The sequence below is a fragment of the Streptomyces sp. bgisy159 genome, assembly GCF_965341775.1.
Classification (GTDB): Bacteria; Actinomycetota; Actinomycetes; order Streptomycetales; family Streptomycetaceae; genus Streptomyces.
On the sequence record NZ_CBDQZH010000006.1, the window covers coordinates 132,177 to 150,080 of the forward strand.

The following is a 17,904-nucleotide window of genomic DNA, read 5'->3' on the forward strand; positions in this document are numbered from 1 at the left end:
GCCCCCCTGCCGGTAGGGCCGTGGGACCCGTGAACAGGGCCCAAGGGCCCTGTTCGGCCCGGCGGTCGGCGGACGGCGGGGGCGGTCCGCGGACCGGCCGGCGGGCATGCGGACGGACGGCTCGGGCGGAGGAGAAGACGGACTCCGCCCGAGCCGTCGGTGGTGCCCGGGACCGTGGGCCGGCCCCCGCGGGGGCCGGCCGGCGGGGTCACCGGGTGGCGTGCTGCCGCGCCGGTGCCGTGGTGGCGCGGCGCCGGTAGACGATGTACGGCCGGACCAGGTAGCCGACCGGCACGCTCCACACGTGGACCAGGCGGGTGAACGGCCAGGCCGCGAAGAGCAGGCAGGCGGTGAGGGCGTGCAGCTGGAACAGCAGCGGCGCGCCCGTGATGGCCTCCGGCTCGGGCTGGAGGGTGAACACGCCGCGGAACCAGACGGAGACGGTCTCGCGGTAGTCGTAGCCGCCGCCGAAGACGTTGTGCGCGGCGGTGGCGGTGATGCCGAGCAGCACGGTGGCCGAGAGCAGCGGGAAGAGGACCTTGTCGCTGCGGTCGGTGGTGATGCGGATCCGGCGGGTCAGCAGCCGGCGGGCGCACAGCATCCCGAGGCCCAGGACCATGGCGACGCCGGCCACCGAGCCGGCGACGACGGCCGTGGTGTGGTACGCGTGTTCGGAGATCCCGGCGGCCTCGGTCCAGGAGGCGGGGACGGCCAGGCCGACCACGTGTCCGGCGATCACCATGAACGCGCCGAGGTGGAACAGCGGACTGCCCCAGCGCAGCCAGCGGTGTTCGAGGAGCTGGCTGGTGTGCGAGGTCCAGCCGAACTGGTCCTGCCGGTAGCGCCAGACGTGGCCGACGGCGAACACGGCGAGGCAGACGTAGGGGAAGGCGACCCACAGCAGCAGGTCGGTGCCTGAGACGTTCATCGGTGTTCTTCCACGGTGGTCGGCGGGGCGGGGGCGGGCGGGACGAAGGCGCCGGGCGGGGCGAACAGGTCTCCGGCGTACGGGTCGAGGCCGACGTCCTCGTTCGGCGGGCCCTGTGCGGCGAGTTCGGCGACCGCCCTCCGGTCCTCCTCGGTGGGCGGCGGCAGCAGGGCCAGCAGGGCGGCCAGGACGTGCCGGTAGGGCGAGCCGGCGTCGGTGAGCGCCCGGTGCACCAGCTGGATGCCGCGCCGGTGCTGGCGCAGCGGCGCCTCGCCGGCGCCCGGCCCGCACAGCGCGGCGAACTCCAGCACCACCGGCAGGTGATCGGGCAGTTCGCCGCCGCCGACGTCCCAGCCGGCCGCCCGGTAGCGCTGGGCGAGGGCGAGCAGGGCCATGCCGCGACGGCGGGTGTCGCCGTGCAGGTAGTAGGTGAGGTAGAGGCTGCTCCTGCGGCGCAGGTCGAACGTCTCGACGTAGTGCCGGGTCAGCGCGTCGGGATCCTCGCCGGTGAACCACTCGGCGAACGCGGCGAGTTCGGCGCCGGCCGGGGAGTCGGGCAGGGCGGCGACGGTGGCGGCCACGGCGGGACGGGCGGCGGCGAGCTCGTCGTCGGGGTACTGGAGCGTCAGCGACATCAGCCGCAGCAGCAGGGCGCGGTGCTCGCCCTGGGCGGGGTCCGCCGCGGCCTCGGGGCGGTGGCGGCGGACGGCGGCGCGCACCCGGGTGCGGACGATGCCCGGGACGGTGGCCGGCAGGGGGCTCATGCGGTGTCTCCCGTCGTGGAGCGGCGCAGGGTGGGGATGCCGAGCATCACGCGGCGTTCCGCGGGCTCGCCGGAGGACTCCACCGGGCAGCGGTTCTCCATCGCGGTGAGCGCGGCGGCGTCCTCCTTGTGGGCGGCGGGGACGACGTAGCGGTCCTCGTACTTGGCGACGGCGAGCAGCCGGTGCAGGTCCTCGGCCTCGCGGGCGGTGAGCCCGACGGCCTTCAGGGCGGCCTCGTCGCCGCTCTCGCCGAGGATGCGTTCGCGCATGAAGGAGCGCAGCGCGGTGAGCTTCATCAGCACCCCGGCGACGACGTCGGTGTCGCCGGCGGTGAAGAGGCTCGCCAGGTACTCCAGCGGGATGCGCAGCCGGGTGACGGCGGCGAAGACGTGGTCGGGGTCGTCCTGGTCGCCGCCTGCGGCGTCGACCGCGTCCAGCACGGGGGAGAGCGGCGGCACGTACCAGACCATGGGCAGGGTGCGGTACTCCGGGTGCAGCGGCAGGGCCACCCTGTAGCGGGAGACCAGGTCGTACACCGGGGAGCGGCGGGCGGCGGCCAGCCAGTCCTCGGGGATGCCGGACTCGCGGGCCGCGGCGGCCACCTCGGGGTCGTGCGGGTCGAGGAAGACGTCGCGCTGGGCGTCCAGCAGGTCCTTCTCGTCCGGGGTGGCGGCGGCCTCGCCGACGCGGTCGGCGTCGTAGAGGAGCAGGCCGAGGTAGCGCAGCCGGCCCACGCAGGTCTCGGAGCAGACGGTGGGCTGGCCGGCCTCGATGCGGGGGAAGCAGAAGGTGCACTTCTCGGCCTTGCCGGTGGCGTGGTTGACGTACACCTTCTTGTACGGGCACGCCGTGACGCACATGCGCCAGCCGCGGCACCTGTCCTGGTCGACCAGGACGATGCCGTCCTCGACCCGCTTGTACATCGCGCCGGACGGGCAGGCGGACACGCAGGCCGGGTTCAGGCAGTGCTCGCACAGCCGGGGCAGGTGGAAGAGGAAGGTCTGCTCGAACTCGAACCTGACCTTCTCGGCCCACTCCCCCGTCAGGTTGGGGTCGGCGCCGGCGTGTTCGGGGGCGCCGCCGAGGCCGTCCTCCCAGTTGGCGCCCCAGGTGATGTCGGTGGGCCGGCCGGTGAGGACGGAGCGCGGGCGGGCGACCGGCATGTCGTCGCCGGCGGGGGCGCTGACGAGGTTGTCGTAGTCGTAGGTGACCGGCTCGTAGTAGTCCTCGATGGCGGGCAGGTCGGGGTTGGAGAACAGCGACAGCAGGCGCCTGACGCGGCCGCCGGAGCGCAGGACCAGCCGGCCCCGCCTGTCCAGCATCCAGCCGCCCTTCCAGTGCTCCTGGTCCTCGTAGCGGCGGGGGTAGCCGACGCCGGGCTTGGTCTCGACGTTGTTGAACCAGGCGTACTCCACGCCGGGCCGGTTGGACCACGTCTGCTTGCAGGTGACCGAGCAGGTGTGGCACCCGATGCACTTGTCGAGGTTCATCACCATCGCGATCTGGGCCATCACGCGTCCGATGGGGGCTTTGCCACGGGGCATGTCAGTACTCCACGTCCTGCGAGCGACGGCGGATGACCGTGACCTCGTCGCGCTGGTTTCCGGTCGGGCCGTAGTAGTTGAAGGCGTAGGTGAACTGCGCGTAGCCGCCCGCGAGGTGGGTGGGCTTGAGCAGCAGCCGGGTGAGCGAGTTGTGGATGCCGCCGCGCTTGCCGGTGACCTCGGTCTTCGGCACGTTCACGTTGCGGTCCTGGGCGTGGTACATGTACACGGTTCCCTCGGGCATGCGGTGGGTGACCACTGCCCGGCAGGCGACGACGCCGTTGCGGTTGTACGCCTCGATCCAGTCGTTGTCCCCGACGCCGATCTTCTCGGCGTCCTCCCGGGACATCCAGATGACCGGGCCGCCCCGGGACAGGGCGAGCATGTGCGCGTTGTCCTGGTAGTTGGAGTGGATGGACCACTTCGAGTGCGGGGTCAGGTAGCGGACCGTGACCTCGGCGCGGCCGTCCTCGCGCAAGTGCTCGTCGCCGTAGTGGCGGGGCGTGTTCAGCGGCGGCCGGTAGACGGGGAGCTGCTCGCCGAGTTCGGTCATCCAGTCGTGCTGGACGAAGAAGTGCTGGCGGCCGGTGAGGGTGTGCCAGGGCTTGAAGTGCTCGGTGTTGATGACGAACGGCGAGTAGCGGCGGCCGCCGGTCTCCGAGCCGGACCACTCGTAGGAGGTGATCACGGAGCGGGGCTGGGTGCGGGTGTCGGCGAAGGTGATCCGCTCGGCCTCGCGTTCGGCGGCCAGCTCCACCAGGCCCTCGCTGCCGGTCTGCCGCTCCAGTTCGCGGAAGCCCTCGGTGGCCAGGCGGCCGTTGGTGGTGCCGGACAGGGCGAGGATGGCCTCGCACATGTCGGAGGCGGTGGCCAGGGAGGGCCGCCCGGCGGCGATGCCGTCGCGCACGGTGCCGCACCGGCGCCGCAGGTCGTCGAGTTCCTTGCCGGGGTGGACGGTGACGCCCTTGGTGGTGGTGCCGAGGGTGTCCAGCAGCGGGCCGACGGCGCGCATCTTCTGCGCGGTGGCGGCGTAGTCCCGTTCGACGACGACCAGCTTGGGCATGGTGCGCCCCGGGACCGGCTCGCACTCCCCGGTCTTCCAGTCCCGTACGACGCCGCCCGGCTGGGCGAGTTCGTCGGGGGTGTCGTGCAGCAGCGGCACGGGAAGCACGTCGGTGCGCCTGCCCAGGTGCTCGCCGGCCAGCTCGCTGAACCGGTCGGCGATGGTGAGGAAGGCGTCGTAGTCGGTGCGGGCCTGCCAGGGCGGGGTGATGGCCGGGGTGAAGGCGTGCACGAAGGGGTGCATGTCCGTGCTGGACAGGTCGTCCTTCTCGTACCAGGTCGCGGCCGGCAGGACCACGTCGGACAGCAGTCCGGTGGAGGTCATCCGGAAGTCCATGGTGACCAGCAGGTCGAGTTTGCCCTCGGGGGCCTCCTCGCGCCACACCACGTCCTTGGGCCGGTCCTCGGGCGGGGTCTCGGCGGAGCGGACGGCGGCGTCGGCGCCGAGCAGGTGGCGCAGGAAGTACTCGTTGCCCTTGCCGGAGGAGCCGAGCAGGTTGGCCCGCCACACGGTGAGCACGCGCGGGAAGTTGGCGGGGTCGTCGGGGTCCTCGGCGGCGAACCGGAGCCGACCGGACTTCAGCTCGTCGACGATGTGGTCGGCGACCGGGCGGCCCGCCGCCTTCGCCTCGTCCGTCAGGTCGAGCGGGTTGCGGTTGAAGCCGGGGTGGCCCGGCGTCCAGCCCAGCCGGACGGCCTGGGCCAGGCAGTCCGCGAAGCCCTTGCCCGCGAACCGGCCCTCGCCCAGCGGGGAGGCCAGTTCCTCGGGCCCGAACGCCTCGTAGCGCCACTGGTCGGAGTTCAGGTACCAGTAGGAGGTGCCCGCCATGTGCCGGGTGGGCCGCTGCCAGTCGAAGGCGAAGGCGAGGTGCTGCAGGCCGGTGACCGGGCGGACCTTCTCCTGGCCGACGTAGTGGGCCCAGCCGCCGCCGTTGACGCCCTGGCAGCCGGTCATGGTGAGCAGGGCCAGGAAGGCGCGGTAGATGGTGTCGGAGTGGAACCAGTGGTTGGTGCCGGCACCGAGAGCGATCATGGAGCGGCCCCGGGTGCGCTCCGCGTTGCGGGCGAACTCGCGGGCGATACGGGCCGCCTGCTCGGCGGGGACGGAGGTGATGGTCTCCTGCCAGGCCGGGGTGTTCGGCTGCTCCGCGTCGTCGTAGGAGGTGGGCCAGGTGCCGGGCAGGCCCGGCCGTCCGACGCCGTACTGGGCGAGCATCAGGTCGAAGACGGTGGTGACCTTGCGTCCGCCGATCGTGCGCACGGGCACGCCGCGGACCATGGTGCTACCGCCCTCGGTGGTGCCCTCGTCGAAGCGGGGCAGCACCACGGGCGCGCACTCCTCGGCCCGCTCCAGCAGGCTCAGCTCGGGCACCACGTCGCCGAGGTCGAGGTTCCAGCGGCCCTGGTCCTCCTTGGCCCAGCGGTGGCCGAGGGAGCCGTTGGGGACGACGGGTTCGCCGGTGGCGCCGTCCACGAGGACGGTCTTGGAGTCGGCGTTCTCCTGGGTCGCCTCGTCGCCGCCGAGGTCGGCGGCGGTGAGGAAGCCGTCCGGGACCAGGCCGTCGGCGTGCTCGCGCAGGGTGACCAGGAAGGGGGCGTCGGTGAACTTGCCCAGGTAGTCCCGGAAGTAGGGCACCTCGCGGTCGACGAGGAACTCGCGCAGGATCACGTGGCCCATGGCCATGGCGAGGGCACCGTCCGTGCCGGGGTGCGGGCTGAGCCACTCGTCGGCGTGCTTGACGTTGTCGGCGTAGTCGGGGCTGACCGCGACGACCTTGGTGCCGTTGTAGCGGGTCTCGGTGAGGAAGTGGGCGTCGGGGGTGCGGGTGACGGGGATGTTGGATCCCCACATGATCAGGTAGCCGGTGTTCCACCAGTCGGCCGCCTCGGGCACGTCCGTCTGGTCGCCGAACACCTGCGGGGAGGCGACGGGCAGGTCGGCGTACCAGTCGTAGAAGGACAGCAGGGTGCCGCCGATCAGCGACATGAAGCGGGCGCCGGCCGCGAAGGAGGCCATCGACATCGCGGGGATCGGGGAGAAGCCGGCGACGCGGTCGGGGCCGTACCGCTTGACGGTGTGGACGTGGGCGGCGGCGATCAGCTCGCTGACCTCGTCCCAGTCGGCGCGGACCAGGCCGCCCTTGCCGCGGGCCCGCTTGTAGGCGCGGGCCTTGGCCGGGTCGCCGGTGATCTCGGCCCAGGCGGCCACCGGGTCGCCGAGGCGGCGGCGGGCCTCGCGCCACAGCTTGAGCAGGGCGCCGCGCACGTACGGGTAGCGGACCCGGCTGGGCGAGTAGGTGTACCAGGAGAAGGAGGCGCCTCGCGGGCAGCCGCGCGGCTCGTACTCCGGGCAGTCGGTGCCGATCGACGGGTAGTCGGTGGCCTGGTGCTCCCAGGTGATGATCCCGTCCTTGACGTACACCATCCACGAGCAGGACCCGGTGCAGTTCACGCCGTGCGTGGAGCGCACGACCTTGTCGTGGGCCCAGCGGTCCCGGTAGAAGCCCTCCCACGCGGGGTCGCCCTGCCCGTACACCGCCCGGCCGTCGGCGGACACCTCACGGCGCGTCAGCAGGCGGCGCGCGGCCAGCGGCCAGCCCTCGGCTGCGCGCCGGTCGTCGGGGCGGCGCGCGGTCTCGTCGTTCTCCATGGGGCGAACGTAGAGGGCGCGGGGCGCGCGGAACCTGGGTCGACCGGTCCCCGGCGGACGACTTACCGGCCCGGGCCCGCACCACCGGGGCAGGGACCCTTGGTCCCGGTGGTGGGGCCGGTCGGCCGGGGAGGGGGGCGCTTCGGGCGGGGCAGGCTGACGGTGACCGCGGGCGACGGCGCGTCACGACCGCGCCGGGCCTCGGCCCCGGCCTCCGCTCCCCCGCCCCGGCCTCCACTCCCCCGTCCCCGTCCCCGCCTCCACTCCCCGTCCCGGGCGCAGCCGCCGCGGCGCGCCCTCGCCGCCCGTGCGGTCACCGTCCGTGCGGTCACCGTCCGTGCGGTCACCGTCCGTGCGGTCACCGTCCGGCCGCCCGCCGTGCGGTCACGCCCGGACGGCCGGACGTCCGGACCGGGAGCCCGTGCCGTCGCGGATCGTCCGATGCCGCGTCCCCCGCCGGACGGAGAGTGAACCGGCCCGGCGCAAGGGTGCGGGTGCGGGTCCCGCCGGGCGCGGGGCACGCTGCCGGGGACGCCGCCCGGACGGTGGCCTGCCCGGGCACGGGCCGGGGCGCGGCGGGGTCCTGCCGAAGCCGCCACCGCCCCCACAGCCGCCGCCCCGGTGGACGGATGCGGGCGCAGGGCGCAGGCGACGGCCGGCCCCGCCGAGGCCCCGTACGCGCGGTACGGGGCCTCGCAGCGGGGCGGGTACGGGCCGGGGCGGTCACGCGGCCTCGGGCGGGGCCGTGAGTTCGGCGGCGACCCGCGACGCCCACGCCTCGATGGCCGCGTCGTCACGGAAGTCCCCGCCCTTGCCGTTGCGCAGCAGCATCCGGGCCATCCGCCCCTTGGCGCCCTCCTGGAGGGAGCCGCCGAAGGTGACGTGCCCGCGGGCGTCCAGACGGTCCATGGTCCGGCGCACGCCGGGCACGGGCGGGATCTCCCGCTCGCCGGCGGACGCGTCGAGGGGGCCGCTGCTGAACAGCCACAGCGGGCGCTCCTCCAGCTCGCGGCGGTGCCGGTGCACGAAGCGGCGGGCGTCGCGGTGCCAGTGCCCCGCGTAGAGGGCGCCGCCGACGACGACGGCGTCGTACGGCGTGACGTCCTTGACGCGGCCGCCCGGTGCCGCCTCCGCCGGGCAGCCGTGCCTGCTCAGGGTCTCGGCGACGGTCCGCGCTATGCGCGCGGTGGAACCGCTCTTGGAGCCGTAGGCGACCAGTACGTGTGGTGGGTCCGACGGGTTCACGGTCATGGTGGTCCGCCTCCTCGCTGGGTCAGAGCCGGCGCAGCCATTCGTCGGCCACGCCGTGCACGGTCTGTCCCGCCGGCTGGATCCGGGCGTCGTCGAGCCGGTGGGTCAGCTTGTCGACGACCGCGACGACCCCGTCGATCCGGCGGGCCATGGACACCGCGATCTCGGTCTCGCTCTTGCGTTCCAGTTCGCCGCTGAGCGTGACCACGCCGTCCGTCACCGAGACGTCGATGGCGCGCGGCGTCAGCCACAGGGCCCGGACCAGCACCTCGTCGATCACCTCGGCGCGGATCTCGCCGTCGGGCCGCAGGAACACGGTGAGCAGGTCTCGGCGGGTGACGATGCCGACGAGCCGGTCGTCCTCGTCGAGGACGGGCAGCCGCTCCACACCGTGGGCGGCCATGGTCCGGGCGGCCGCGACGAGGGTGTCGTCGGCGTGCACGGTGATCGCGGGCGCGGTCATCAGCTGCCCGGCGGTGCGGGCGCGCGCCTTGGCGGCCCGCCGGCGGGCGGCGGGGGTGAGGTCGGCGAGACGCGGACGCCGGTGTGCCTGGTAGGGGTCGGGCATCCCGGCCTGGTGCACCATCAGGTCGGTCTCGGAGACCACGCCGACGACCCGTTCGTCGTCGTCGACCACGGGCAGTCCGCTGATGTCGTGCTCACCGAGCAGCCGGGCGACCTCCTTGAACGGGGTGCCGTACGTGGCGCGGACGACGTCCGTGGTCATCACGGAGCCGACCTTGTTGTGCTTCATGGGGTTCCTCCTCGGCGGTCGGCGCGGTTCCTCAGCGGAGCCGGCGCAGATAGGGGTCCTGGGCGGTGCGCGGCAGCAGCCGCACCCGGGCGTCGAGCACGGTCACCCGGCCCGCGGTGGCCAGGACGGGATGGAAGTCGGCCTCGGCGAGCTGCGGCAGGTCGCTCGCCATGCGGGAGAGCCGGTGCAGCAGCTGTTCCAGGCCGGCCAGGTCGACGGGGCCGCCGCCCTGTGGGCCGAACAGCAGGGGCGCGCAGCTCGGGTCGGTGATCAGGTCGTGGACGTCGTGGTCGGTGAGAGGGGCGAGACGGGCCATGGGTGTCCCCCCGGTCGAGCGGAGCCGAGACCGGGGGAGGTCGGCGAGGACCTCGGTGGCGGTGCCGCCGAGGCCGAACAGGACGAGCGGCCCGAACACCTCGTCCTGGACGACTCCGGCGAAGAGTTCCACACCGCGGTCGGCGAGGGGCTGGACGACGACGCCGGTGAGCAGCCCGGCGAACCGGGTCTCCAGGTCGCGGTAGGCGGCGCGGACCTGGGCGTCGCCGCGCAGGTCGAGGTGGACGGCGTGCTCGGCGCTCTTGTGCAGCAGGCCGGGCCAGTGACCCTTCATCACCACGCGGCCGTCGGCGCCGCGCAGCCGCTCGGCGGCCAGGACGGCGCGGTCCTCGCTGTCCGCCCACGCCCAGGGGAGCTGCGGGATGCCGTAGCAGTCGAGGAGTTCGGCGCACACGCGCGGGTCGAGCCGGCCGCCGTCGGGGTGGGCGTCGAGATAGGCGTCGACGACGGTGTGGGCGCGGGCGGTGTCGACGCCGCCGAGGCCGGGCACGGTGCCGGCGGGCCGGTCGAGCCAGGCGGCGCGGCGTCCCGCGTGCGCGAGGGCGCGGGCGGCCGCCTGGGGTTCGGCGTACGCGGGCAGGGTGCGGCCCTCGGCGGCGGGCAGCAGCTGGACGGGCAGGGCCTGTTCGAGGCGGACGACGACCAGGGGCTTGGTGCGCCGGGCGGCGGTCTCGGTGACGGCGCGGACCAGGTCGTCGCCGGTGGCGGCGGCGACCGCGGTGGGCACCAGCACGACGAGGACGGCGTCGAAACCGTCGTGGCGCACGATCCGTTCCACGCATCCGGCGAGCTGTTCCTCGGAGACGGCGGCTCCGGCGTCGACGGGGTTGCCGACGGTCGCGCCCTCGGGCAGCACGTCGAGCAGGTCGTCGCTCAGGTCGGGGCCGGGCGCGGGCAGGCTGAGCCCGGCCTCGGCGCAGGCGTCGGCGGCGAGGACGCCGGCACCGCCCGCGTTGGTGACGATCGCGACGCGCGGTCCGGCGGGCAGCGGCTGGGAGTGCAGCAGGGCGGCGGTCTCGATGAGCTCGCCGCAGGAGCGGGTGGCGGTGATGCCCGCCTGGGTGAACAGGGCGCCGCGGGTCACGGCGCGGGGGGCGGCGGCCGCGGTGTGCGAGGCGGCGGCGCGCCGGCCGGCCTCGGTGCGGCCCGCGTCGACGGTGAGGACCGGCATCCGGCGGGTGACGCGGCGGGCGGTACGGGAGAAGGCGCGGGGGCTGCCGAAGGACTCCAGGTGGAGCAGGGCGAGGTCGGTGCGGCCGTCGCTCTCCCACCACTGGAGCATGTCGTTGCCGCTGACGTCGTACTTGTCGCCGAGGGAGGCGAAGGAGGACACCCCGACGCCGAGCCGGGACAGGCCGTCGAGGAGGGCGATGCCGACGCCGCCGGACTGGACGGCGACGCCCGCGGTGCCGGGCAGCGGGTGGCCGGCGGCGAAGGTGGCGTCCAGGCGCAGCGCGGGGTCGGTGTTGGACAGGCCGAGGCAGTTCGGTCCGACCAGGCGCATGCCGTGGCTGCGGCAGGTCGCCAGCAGGTCGCGGGCCCGGTCGGTGGCGAGACCGCCGGTGAGCACGAGCAGGGCGCGCACGCCGGCCTTGCCGCACTCCTCGGCGGCGGCCGGGACGGCGGCGGCGGGGACGGCGAGCACGGCGAGGTCGGGCGTGACGGGCAGGGCGGCCACGGAGGGGTGGCAGGGCACGCCGAGAAGCGAGCGGGCCGCCGGGTTGACGGCGAAGAGCCGGCCGGTGAAGCCGCCGTCCTTGAGGTGGTGCAGCACGGCCCGGCCGATGGAGCCGGCGCGTCGTCCGGCGCCGAGGACGGCGACCGTCCGGGGCCGCAGCAACGGTGTCAGGCTGGCGACGTCGGCGGCGCGGCCGCGTTCCTCCACGGCGCTCAGGTAGGTGTCGTCCTGGTCGAGGGCGATGGAGCACCGCACCTCAGGTCCTTCGAAGCGGCGGGCGGTGCGCAGTCCGAGGCCGGCGAAGAGGCGCAGCACCTCGTGGTTCTCGGCGAGCGCGTCGGCGGTGAAGCGGGTGATGCCCTCGGCGCGGGCGGCGGAGACGAGGTGTTCGACGAGGAGGGTGCCGACGCCCCGGTGGTGGAGTCCGTCGGCGACGGCGATGGAGATCTCGGCGGTGTGATCGTCGTCGGCGCCCGGTGTCCCGGCGTCGTACTCGGCGAGGCCGATGATCCGCTCCTGGGTCTCGGCGACCAGCGCCCGGTAGCCGGGACGCGGGGGTGCGCAGGCTCGGTCGGCGGCCATCTCCGCGGAGCGGCGGCCGGCCGAGAAGAACCGCAGCCGCAGGTTCTCCGGGGACATCTCCTCGTAGAAGCCGCGCAGCTGGTCGTGGTCGCTCCGGCGGACCGTGCGGATGCACACGGTGGTGCCGTCCGCGAGCAGGCCGTGGACCGGCGGTCGGGAGAGCGGAGCGTCCAACATCGCGGATTACCTCCATGCTTTCTACACTTCGAGCGTCCAGCGGAACGCGGCGGGATCCCATGGGCTGTCCGGCGGTGGCCGGGGGGCCGGTCGGCCCTCGGCTCCGCGGCCTCGGCGAGGGGAGTCAGGACGGCATGGCGGACAACACGACGGACAGGCTGTCGCGGAAGGTCTACGAGCGCGAACTGCTGCGGCTGCAGACGGAGTTGGTCAAGGTCCAGGAGTGGGTGCGGGCCGAGGGGGCGCGACTGGTGGTGATCTTCGAGGGGCGGGACGCGGCCGGCAAGGGCGGGACCATCAAGCGGGTCACCGAGCATCTCAATCCGCGTGTGGCGCGGATCGCGGCGCTGCCGACGCCGACCGAGCGGCAGCGCACCCAGTGGTACTTCCAGCGGTACGTCGAGCAGTTGCCGGCGGCCGGCGAGATCGTGCTGTTCGACCGGTCCTGGTACAACCGGGCCGGCGTGGAGCACGTGATGGGCTTCTGTACGAAGGAGGAGCACCAGCTGTTCCTGCGGCAGTGCCCGATCTTCGAGCGGATGCTGGTGGAGGACGGCATCCTGCTGCGCAAGTACTGGTTCTCGGTGAGCGACGCCGAGCAGCAGGAGCGGTTCCGGCGGCGACTGGAGGACCCGCTCAGGCGGTGGAAACTGTCGCCGATGGACCTGGAGTCGATCACCCGCTGGGAGGCGTACTCGCGGGCCAAGGACGACATGATGGTGCACACCGACATCAGGGAGGCGCCCTGGTACGTGGTGGAGAGCGACGACAAGCGGCGGGCCCGGCTGAACATGATCGCCCATCTGCTGGACACGCTGCCCTACCACGACGTGCCGCCTCCCGTGCTGGAGCTGCCCGAGCGGCCGGAGTCGACCGGCTATGTGCGCCCGCCGCGCGATCTGCAGACGTACGTCCCCGACCGCGCGGCGGACCTGTGAGCGGCCCGCATCACGCCGGGTGCGGTACGACGGCCACGGGGCAGGCGGCGTGGTGCAGCGCGGTGTGCGCGACCCGGCCGAGCTGCAGCCCGTGCCGCCCCTCGCGCCGCTCGGCGCCGACGACCAGCAGGTCGGCGCGGTGCGAGACGTCCACCAGGACCCGCCGGGCGTGGCCCTCGACCGTACGGGGGTGCACCTTCACGTCCGGCGGGGCGTCCGCGAGGGCCGCCTCCAGGACCTCCGCGGCCCGCTCCCGGTGCACCACCACGGCCTCGCCCGCGAGGAGCGGGTGGCCGGCCGTCTCGTGCGCCGGGCACCGCCAGACCCGTACCGCTTCCAGGACGGCGCCGCGCCGCCGCGCCTCCTCGTAGGCGAAGCGCAGCACCGTGCCGTCGCCGGGGTCGTCGCCGACGCCGACGACCACCCGGCCGTGGACCGGTGCGGCGGTCTGGTTGTCGTGGCTGCCGCGCAGCACGACCACCGGGCAGGGGGCGTGCGCGGCGACGGTCAGGCTGACCGAGCCGAGCAGCAGGTTGACGATGCCGCTGCGGCCTCTCGTGCCGACCACGAGCAGACCGGCGTCGCGGCCCTCGTGGACGAGGGCGTACTCCGGTTCCTCGGCGATTGCCTCGGCGACGACGTCGAGGCCGGGGTGGCGGCGGTGGGCGCGTCGGACGGCGACGTCGAGGATGTCGTCCGCGCGCACCTCCTCGGCCGGCTTGGCGAGGTCGGGGGTGAGGGACCTGCCCTCGTACCGCTCCCACAGGGAGGCGTAGACCACGCGCAGGGGCACCGTGCGCAGGGCGGCCTCGTCGGCCGCCCAGTCGACGGCGCGCAGGCTCGGCTCGGAGCCGTCCACTCCGACGAGCAGGGGTGTCGTCACGGTGCTCACCTCCCCGCGCCGAGGTCGAAGACGATGCGGGCCTTGACCTGACCGTGCAGGACGGCGTGGATCGAGTCGTTGACGGTCTCCAGCGGGCGGGTCTCGTAGATGACCTTGGTGCGGCCCGCGGCGTGCAGTTGGAACACCTCGGCGAGGTCCTGGCGGGTGCCGACGATGGAGCCGATGACGGACGTGCCGTTGAGCACGGTGTCGAAGATCGGCACCGGGACGGTGCCGTGTGCCGGGAGGGCGACCATGACCAGCTTCCCGCCGCGGCGCAGCCCGGCGTTGGCGGCGGCGAAGGCGGCCTCGTCGACCGCGAGGGCGATGGCCGCGTGGGCACCGCCGTGCTGCTTGAGGGTCGCCCCGACGTCCTCCTTGCGGGCGTCGATGACGATGTCGGCGCCGAGTTCGCGGGCGAGTTCCAACTTGTCGTCGGTGACGTCGACGGCGGCTACGGTCGCCCCGGCGATCTTCGCGTACTGGACGGCGAGGTGGCCGAGGCCGCCGACGCCGGAGACCGCGACGAGCTGGGCGGGCCGGACGTCGGCGACCTTGAGGGCCTTGTAGGTGGTGACGCCGGCGCAGGTCAGCGGCGCGGCGTCGAAGGGGGTCACGCCGTCGGGCACCGGCTGGGCGAAGTCGGCCCAGGCGAGCATCTTCTCGGCGTAGCCGCCGTCGCAGCCGTAGCCGGTGTTGATCTGCTGCTCGCACAGCGTCTCCCAGCCGGACAGGCAGTGCTCGCACCGGCCGCAGGCGCGGCCGAGCCACGGCACGGCGACCCGCTGCCCGATGCTCAGGTGGGTGACGCCCTCGCCGAGTTCCTCGACCAGGCCGACGCCCTCGTGACCGGGGACGAACGGGGGGCTGGGCTTGACGGGCCAGTCGCCGTGCGCGGCGTGGATGTCGGTGTGGCAGAGCCCGGAGGCCTCGACGCGGACCCGGACCTGGCCGGGGCCGGGCACGGGGTCGGGGCGCTCCTCGATGACCAGGGGCTCGCCGAACGCTCGTACGACCGCTGCCTTCATGGGGTCAACTCCTCGGGTGGTGCGTGGATCGGTACCGGCCGATCGGGATCGGCGGGTTCGGTCGGGGGGTCAGCTGTGCGAGACGACGGCGACGGGGGCGGTGGCGTGGTGCAGGACGGCGTGCGCGACGGGGCCGGTGCGGGCACCGATCGGGGTGCGGCGGACGCGCCGGCCGACGACCACCAGCGAGGCGTCGCGGGAGGCGTCGATGAGGTGGCTTGCGGCGCTGCCCGAGCGGGCGTCCGCGACGACCTCCACCGTCGGGTACTTCTCCCGCCAGGGTGCGAGGACCTCGTTGAGGGCGGCGGTCTGCTGCCGGGTGAGCTCCTCGTGCAGGGACGCGTCGGTGCCCAGGCCGTAGGTGTAGTACGGCGGCAGGGTCCAGCCGTGCACCACGTGCAGGGTGGTGTCGCGGCGGGCGGCGGCCTCGAAGGCGAACTCGACGACCGCGTCGGCGGCGCCGGCCGGGTTCAGGCCGAGCACGACGGGCCGGTACGGGGTGGCGGTGGTGGGGGCGCCCGACGGGTCGGGCCGGTGTTCGTCGGCGGCCTGTTCCCCGGCGCGGACGAGGATGACGGGGCACTGGGCGTGGGCGACCACGTACATGCCGACCGAGCCGACGACGAACCCGCCGAGGCCGCTGAGCCCGCGCGAGCCCAGGACCAGCAGCTCGGCGTTCTTCGCGGCGTCCACCAGGACGTCGAAGGGCGAGCCGTGCCGCTGCTCCGCGGTGACCTGGAGGCCGGGGTGGCGGGCCTTGAGGACGGTGGCGGTCTCGCGCGGGATGCGCTCGGTCCAGTGCTGCTGGGTCTCGGCGCCGAGCGGCGGCGTCTGGGTCATCGCCTCGGGGACGGGCTGCCACACGTGCAGGACGGTGACGGGGAGCCGGCGCTCCGCGGCCTCGCGGGCCGCCCAGGCCGCGGCGGCCTTGCTCTCGGGTGAGCCGTCGAGTCCTACGACAACTGTGCGGACCATGGTGTCTGCCTCCGGATCGGATGGTGTGGTGGGAGCCCGGTGACGGGGGGCTGGGGGGTCGGCTCACGGGTGGGTACCCGGTGGCGGCGGGCCCGCCGAAGGCCCGCCGTACCGGGGCGGTTCACCGCAGCCAGGGGTGCCGGCCGACGAGGGGCAGCCGGGCCCAGACGCGGCCCAGTCCCCAGGTGGCGCCGGCGCCGACGGCCGCGAGGGCGATCAGGGCGGCGGCGTAGATCACGTGGTAGTCGACGAACGGGTTCGTCGACATGCTGAGCGCGCCGTCGGACAGGTGCTTGGCGGGCGGCCACTCGGCGATCCACATCAGCGCCATCATGGCGGTGCCGGCGACGGCGGCCAGCCGCAGCGCGACGCCGCTCATCACGGCGACGCCGATGCCGAGCAGGCCGAGCATGAACAGCCAGTCCGCCCAGGCGTCCCCGGCCCAGGCGTGGAACGTGGACTCCATCGGGCCGGCCGCGACGTGGCTGAGGAAGCCCTGGGTGGGCGAACCGCCGTCGATCCAGCCCTTGCCCGACTGGGTGGCGTATCCGAGACCGAAGGTCTTGTCCAGGAACGCCCACAGGAAGACGAACCCGGTCAGCAGCCGCAGTGCGGCGAAGGCGTAGGCGCTCACCGCGGTGGTGGCCGTGTCGGTGACGGTGCCGTCCGTGTGCGTCCGGCGCAGGGACGGAAGGCGGAACCCCGTGTGGCGGTGCGGGTGGTCGTGAACGGCCATGGTCGTGTTCCCTTCGGGAGTGGTGCGTCAGTGGTTGTCTGCGGCTCGTTCCGTGCTGTTCTCGCACCGCCCAATCTGGTCTCACCGAGCGTGGCGCGCCGGATGCCGAAAGTCGGCGTCCAGGGGGCTGAACGGCCCCTTCCGCGGGACCGACCGGGCCGCGGGCCGACCGACGGCGGTCGGGCCCCGTCCGGTCCGGGGGGCACGGGTGCCCGTACGGCCGTACGGAATGCCGCGCGCCGTGTCGGGGCCGGTGCGCTCGCGGGGCCGCCGGTACGGGGCCGCGAGGGCTCGCCGGCGCAGCCGGGCGGCCCGCCGCCGGGGCCGGGTGGCCCATGGCCCGTGGGCGGGTGCCCGCACACGCTGGAGGTGTCCTTCCGTACGCGCCTTCCTGGAGGCACGCCATGAACGCTCCCGCCACCACGAGCATGCCGCGGGCGTTGTCCCCCGAACAGCGGCAGCGGCTCATGGGGATCGCCCACGAGGTGGCGTTCCCCCCGGGCGCCCGTCTCTTCGAGGAGGGCGGCCGCGCCGACCGGTTCTGGATCGTGCGCACCGGCACGGTCGATCTGGACATGCGGGTACCCGGCCGCCGCGCCGCGGTGATCGAGTCCCTGGGCCACAACGACCTGGTCGGCTGGTCCTGGCTGTTCCCGCCGCACACCTGGCACCTGGGCGCCGAGGCGGCGAGCCCGGTCCGGGCGTACGAGTTCGACGCGGACGCGGTGCGGTCGCTGTGCGAGAGCGACCCGCTGTTCGGCCGGGCGGTCGCCGAATGGGTGGGCGGCGTCGTGGCCCACCGGCTGCACGCGGCACGCACCCGCCTGCTCGACCTGTACGGTCCCTACGGCAGCGGGGCCGGGCGATGAGCACCGCCCCCGAGGCGGCGACGGGCCGGCCCGCGGCGCCGCACATCGTGGCGGACGTGATGACGCGCTCGGTGGCCCGCGTCGGCCGCCGCGCCGCGTTCAAGGAGATCGTGCGGGTCCTGCACGGCCGCAAGGTGAGCGCGCTGCCCGTCGTGGACCGGGAGGGTCGTGTCGTCGGGGTGGTCTCCGAGGCCGATCTGCTGCCCAAGGAGGAGTTCCGCGACAGCGACCCCGACCGGTACACGCAGCTGCGCCGGCTGTCCGACCTCGCCAAGGCGGGCTCGCTGACGGCGGCCGAGCTGATGACGTCACCGGCGCTGACCGTCACCGCCGGCACCACTCTGGCGCAGGCCGCGCGGACCATGGCGCGGGCCCGGGTCAAGCGGCTGCCCGTCGTCGACGGGGCGGGCCTGCTCGTGGGGGTGGTCAGCCGGGCCGATCTGCTGAAGGTGTTCCTGCGCGAGGACGAGGACATCGCCGAGGAGGTGCGCCGCGAGGTGGTGGCCTACCTGCTGCCCGCTCCCGCGTCGTCGGTGCGGGTGGCGGTCCAGGAGGGGGTCGTGGTGCTGTCCGGCCGGGTCCGGGACCGCTCCCTGGTGCCGGTGGCCGCGCGGCTGGTGCGGTCCGTCGAAGGGGTGGTGGACGTCCGGTTCGAGCTGACGGGCGACGCGGAGCCGGGCCCGGGGGCGGAAGGGGCCGGTCGGCCCTAGTGCGCGGGTCGGCGCTGGCTCAGGATCGTCGGCAGGGGC

At 74.3% G+C, this 17,904-nt stretch carries 14 protein-coding genes; 3 read left to right on the forward strand and 11 right to left on the reverse strand.

All coding sequences use genetic code 11. From position 1 onward, the window contains the following. Window positions 1-208: 208 nt before the first annotated feature. The 7 genes from narI to ACSLTV_RS08895 all read right to left on the reverse strand — a co-directional run bounded on the left by narI (window position 209) and on the right by ACSLTV_RS08895 (window position 11,726). Entirely contained in the window at window positions 209-928 is a 720-nt protein-coding gene (narI, locus tag ACSLTV_RS08865) for a respiratory nitrate reductase subunit gamma (RefSeq protein WP_432138430.1), read from the reverse strand. After that, window positions 925-1,692 carry a nitrate reductase molybdenum cofactor assembly chaperone gene (gene narJ, locus ACSLTV_RS08870; protein WP_432138429.1) on the reverse strand — a complete coding sequence of 256 codons (768 nt, stop codon included), beginning with the start codon at window positions 1,690-1,692 and terminating at the stop codon, window positions 925-927. Before narJ ends, narI begins: the two co-directional genes overlap by 4 nt. Then, a complete protein-coding gene (narH, locus tag ACSLTV_RS08875; protein WP_432138428.1) occupies window positions 1,689-3,236 on the reverse strand; it encodes a nitrate reductase subunit beta in 1,548 nt (515 codons plus the stop codon). The genes narJ and narH overlap by 4 nt, the downstream gene beginning before the upstream one ends. Window position 3,237: 1 nt before the next feature. Continuing rightward, a complete protein-coding gene (locus ACSLTV_RS08880) occupies window positions 3,238-6,948 on the reverse strand; it encodes a nitrate reductase subunit alpha (protein WP_435611935.1) in 3,711 nt (1,236 codons plus the stop codon). Window positions 6,949-7,671: 723 nt separating this feature from the next. Continuing rightward, complete coding sequence (locus tag ACSLTV_RS08885; protein ID WP_432138426.1) at window positions 7,672-8,199, reverse strand: flavodoxin domain-containing protein; 528 nt, start codon at window positions 8,197-8,199, stop codon at window positions 7,672-7,674. A gap of 22 nt (window positions 8,200-8,221) precedes the next feature. Then, window positions 8,222-8,953, reverse strand: a complete 732-nt coding sequence (locus ACSLTV_RS08890; RefSeq protein ID WP_432138425.1) for a CBS domain-containing protein — start codon at window positions 8,951-8,953, stop codon at window positions 8,222-8,224. 31 nt (window positions 8,954-8,984) lie between these two features. After that, on the reverse strand, window positions 8,985-11,726 hold the full coding sequence (locus tag ACSLTV_RS08895) for a GNAT family N-acetyltransferase (protein WP_432138424.1): 2,742 nt from the start codon (window positions 11,724-11,726) through the stop codon (window positions 8,985-8,987). 134 nt (window positions 11,727-11,860) lie between these two features. Here ACSLTV_RS08895 and ppk2 point away from each other — a divergent pair, with 134 nt between their 5' ends. Further along, a complete protein-coding gene (gene ppk2, locus ACSLTV_RS08900) occupies window positions 11,861-12,664 on the forward strand; it encodes a polyphosphate kinase 2 (RefSeq protein ID WP_432138423.1) in 804 nt (267 codons plus the stop codon). Between the two features lie 10 nt (window positions 12,665-12,674). Here ppk2 and ACSLTV_RS08905 read toward each other — a convergent pair whose 3' ends face one another. From ACSLTV_RS08905 to ACSLTV_RS08920, 4 genes are all read right to left on the reverse strand, one after another. Next, window positions 12,675-13,556, reverse strand: coding sequence for a universal stress protein (locus tag ACSLTV_RS08905; protein ID WP_432138422.1), 882 nt, complete (start codon window positions 13,554-13,556; stop codon window positions 12,675-12,677). Then, complete coding sequence (gene adhP / locus ACSLTV_RS08910) at window positions 13,553-14,575, reverse strand: alcohol dehydrogenase AdhP (RefSeq protein WP_435611936.1); 1,023 nt, start codon at window positions 14,573-14,575, stop codon at window positions 13,553-13,555. Before adhP ends, ACSLTV_RS08905 begins: the two co-directional genes overlap by 4 nt. 69 nt (window positions 14,576-14,644) lie before the next feature. After that, window positions 14,645-15,550, reverse strand: coding sequence for a universal stress protein (locus ACSLTV_RS08915; RefSeq protein ID WP_432138420.1), 906 nt, complete (start codon window positions 15,548-15,550; stop codon window positions 14,645-14,647). A 121-nt stretch (window positions 15,551-15,671) separates the two neighbouring features. Next, complete coding sequence (locus ACSLTV_RS08920; RefSeq protein WP_432138419.1) at window positions 15,672-16,286, reverse strand: hypothetical protein; 615 nt, start codon at window positions 16,284-16,286, stop codon at window positions 15,672-15,674. A 404-nt stretch (window positions 16,287-16,690) separates the two neighbouring features. On the opposite strand from ACSLTV_RS08920, the gene ACSLTV_RS08925 reads away from it, so the two are divergent. Both ACSLTV_RS08925 and ACSLTV_RS08930 read left to right on the forward strand, forming a co-directional pair. Next, window positions 16,691-17,155: a cyclic nucleotide-binding domain-containing protein gene (locus ACSLTV_RS08925; RefSeq protein ID WP_432138418.1), complete on the forward strand. Its 465-nt coding sequence runs from the start codon at window positions 16,691-16,693 to the stop codon at window positions 17,153-17,155. Continuing rightward, the gene (locus ACSLTV_RS08930; RefSeq protein ID WP_432138417.1) at window positions 17,152-17,865 is read left to right on the forward strand and encodes a CBS domain-containing protein; all 714 of its coding nucleotides are present in this window, start codon (window positions 17,152-17,154) and stop codon (window positions 17,863-17,865) included. The genes ACSLTV_RS08925 and ACSLTV_RS08930 overlap by 4 nt, the downstream gene beginning before the upstream one ends. The last annotated feature ends 39 nt before the right edge of the window (window positions 17,866-17,904 follow it).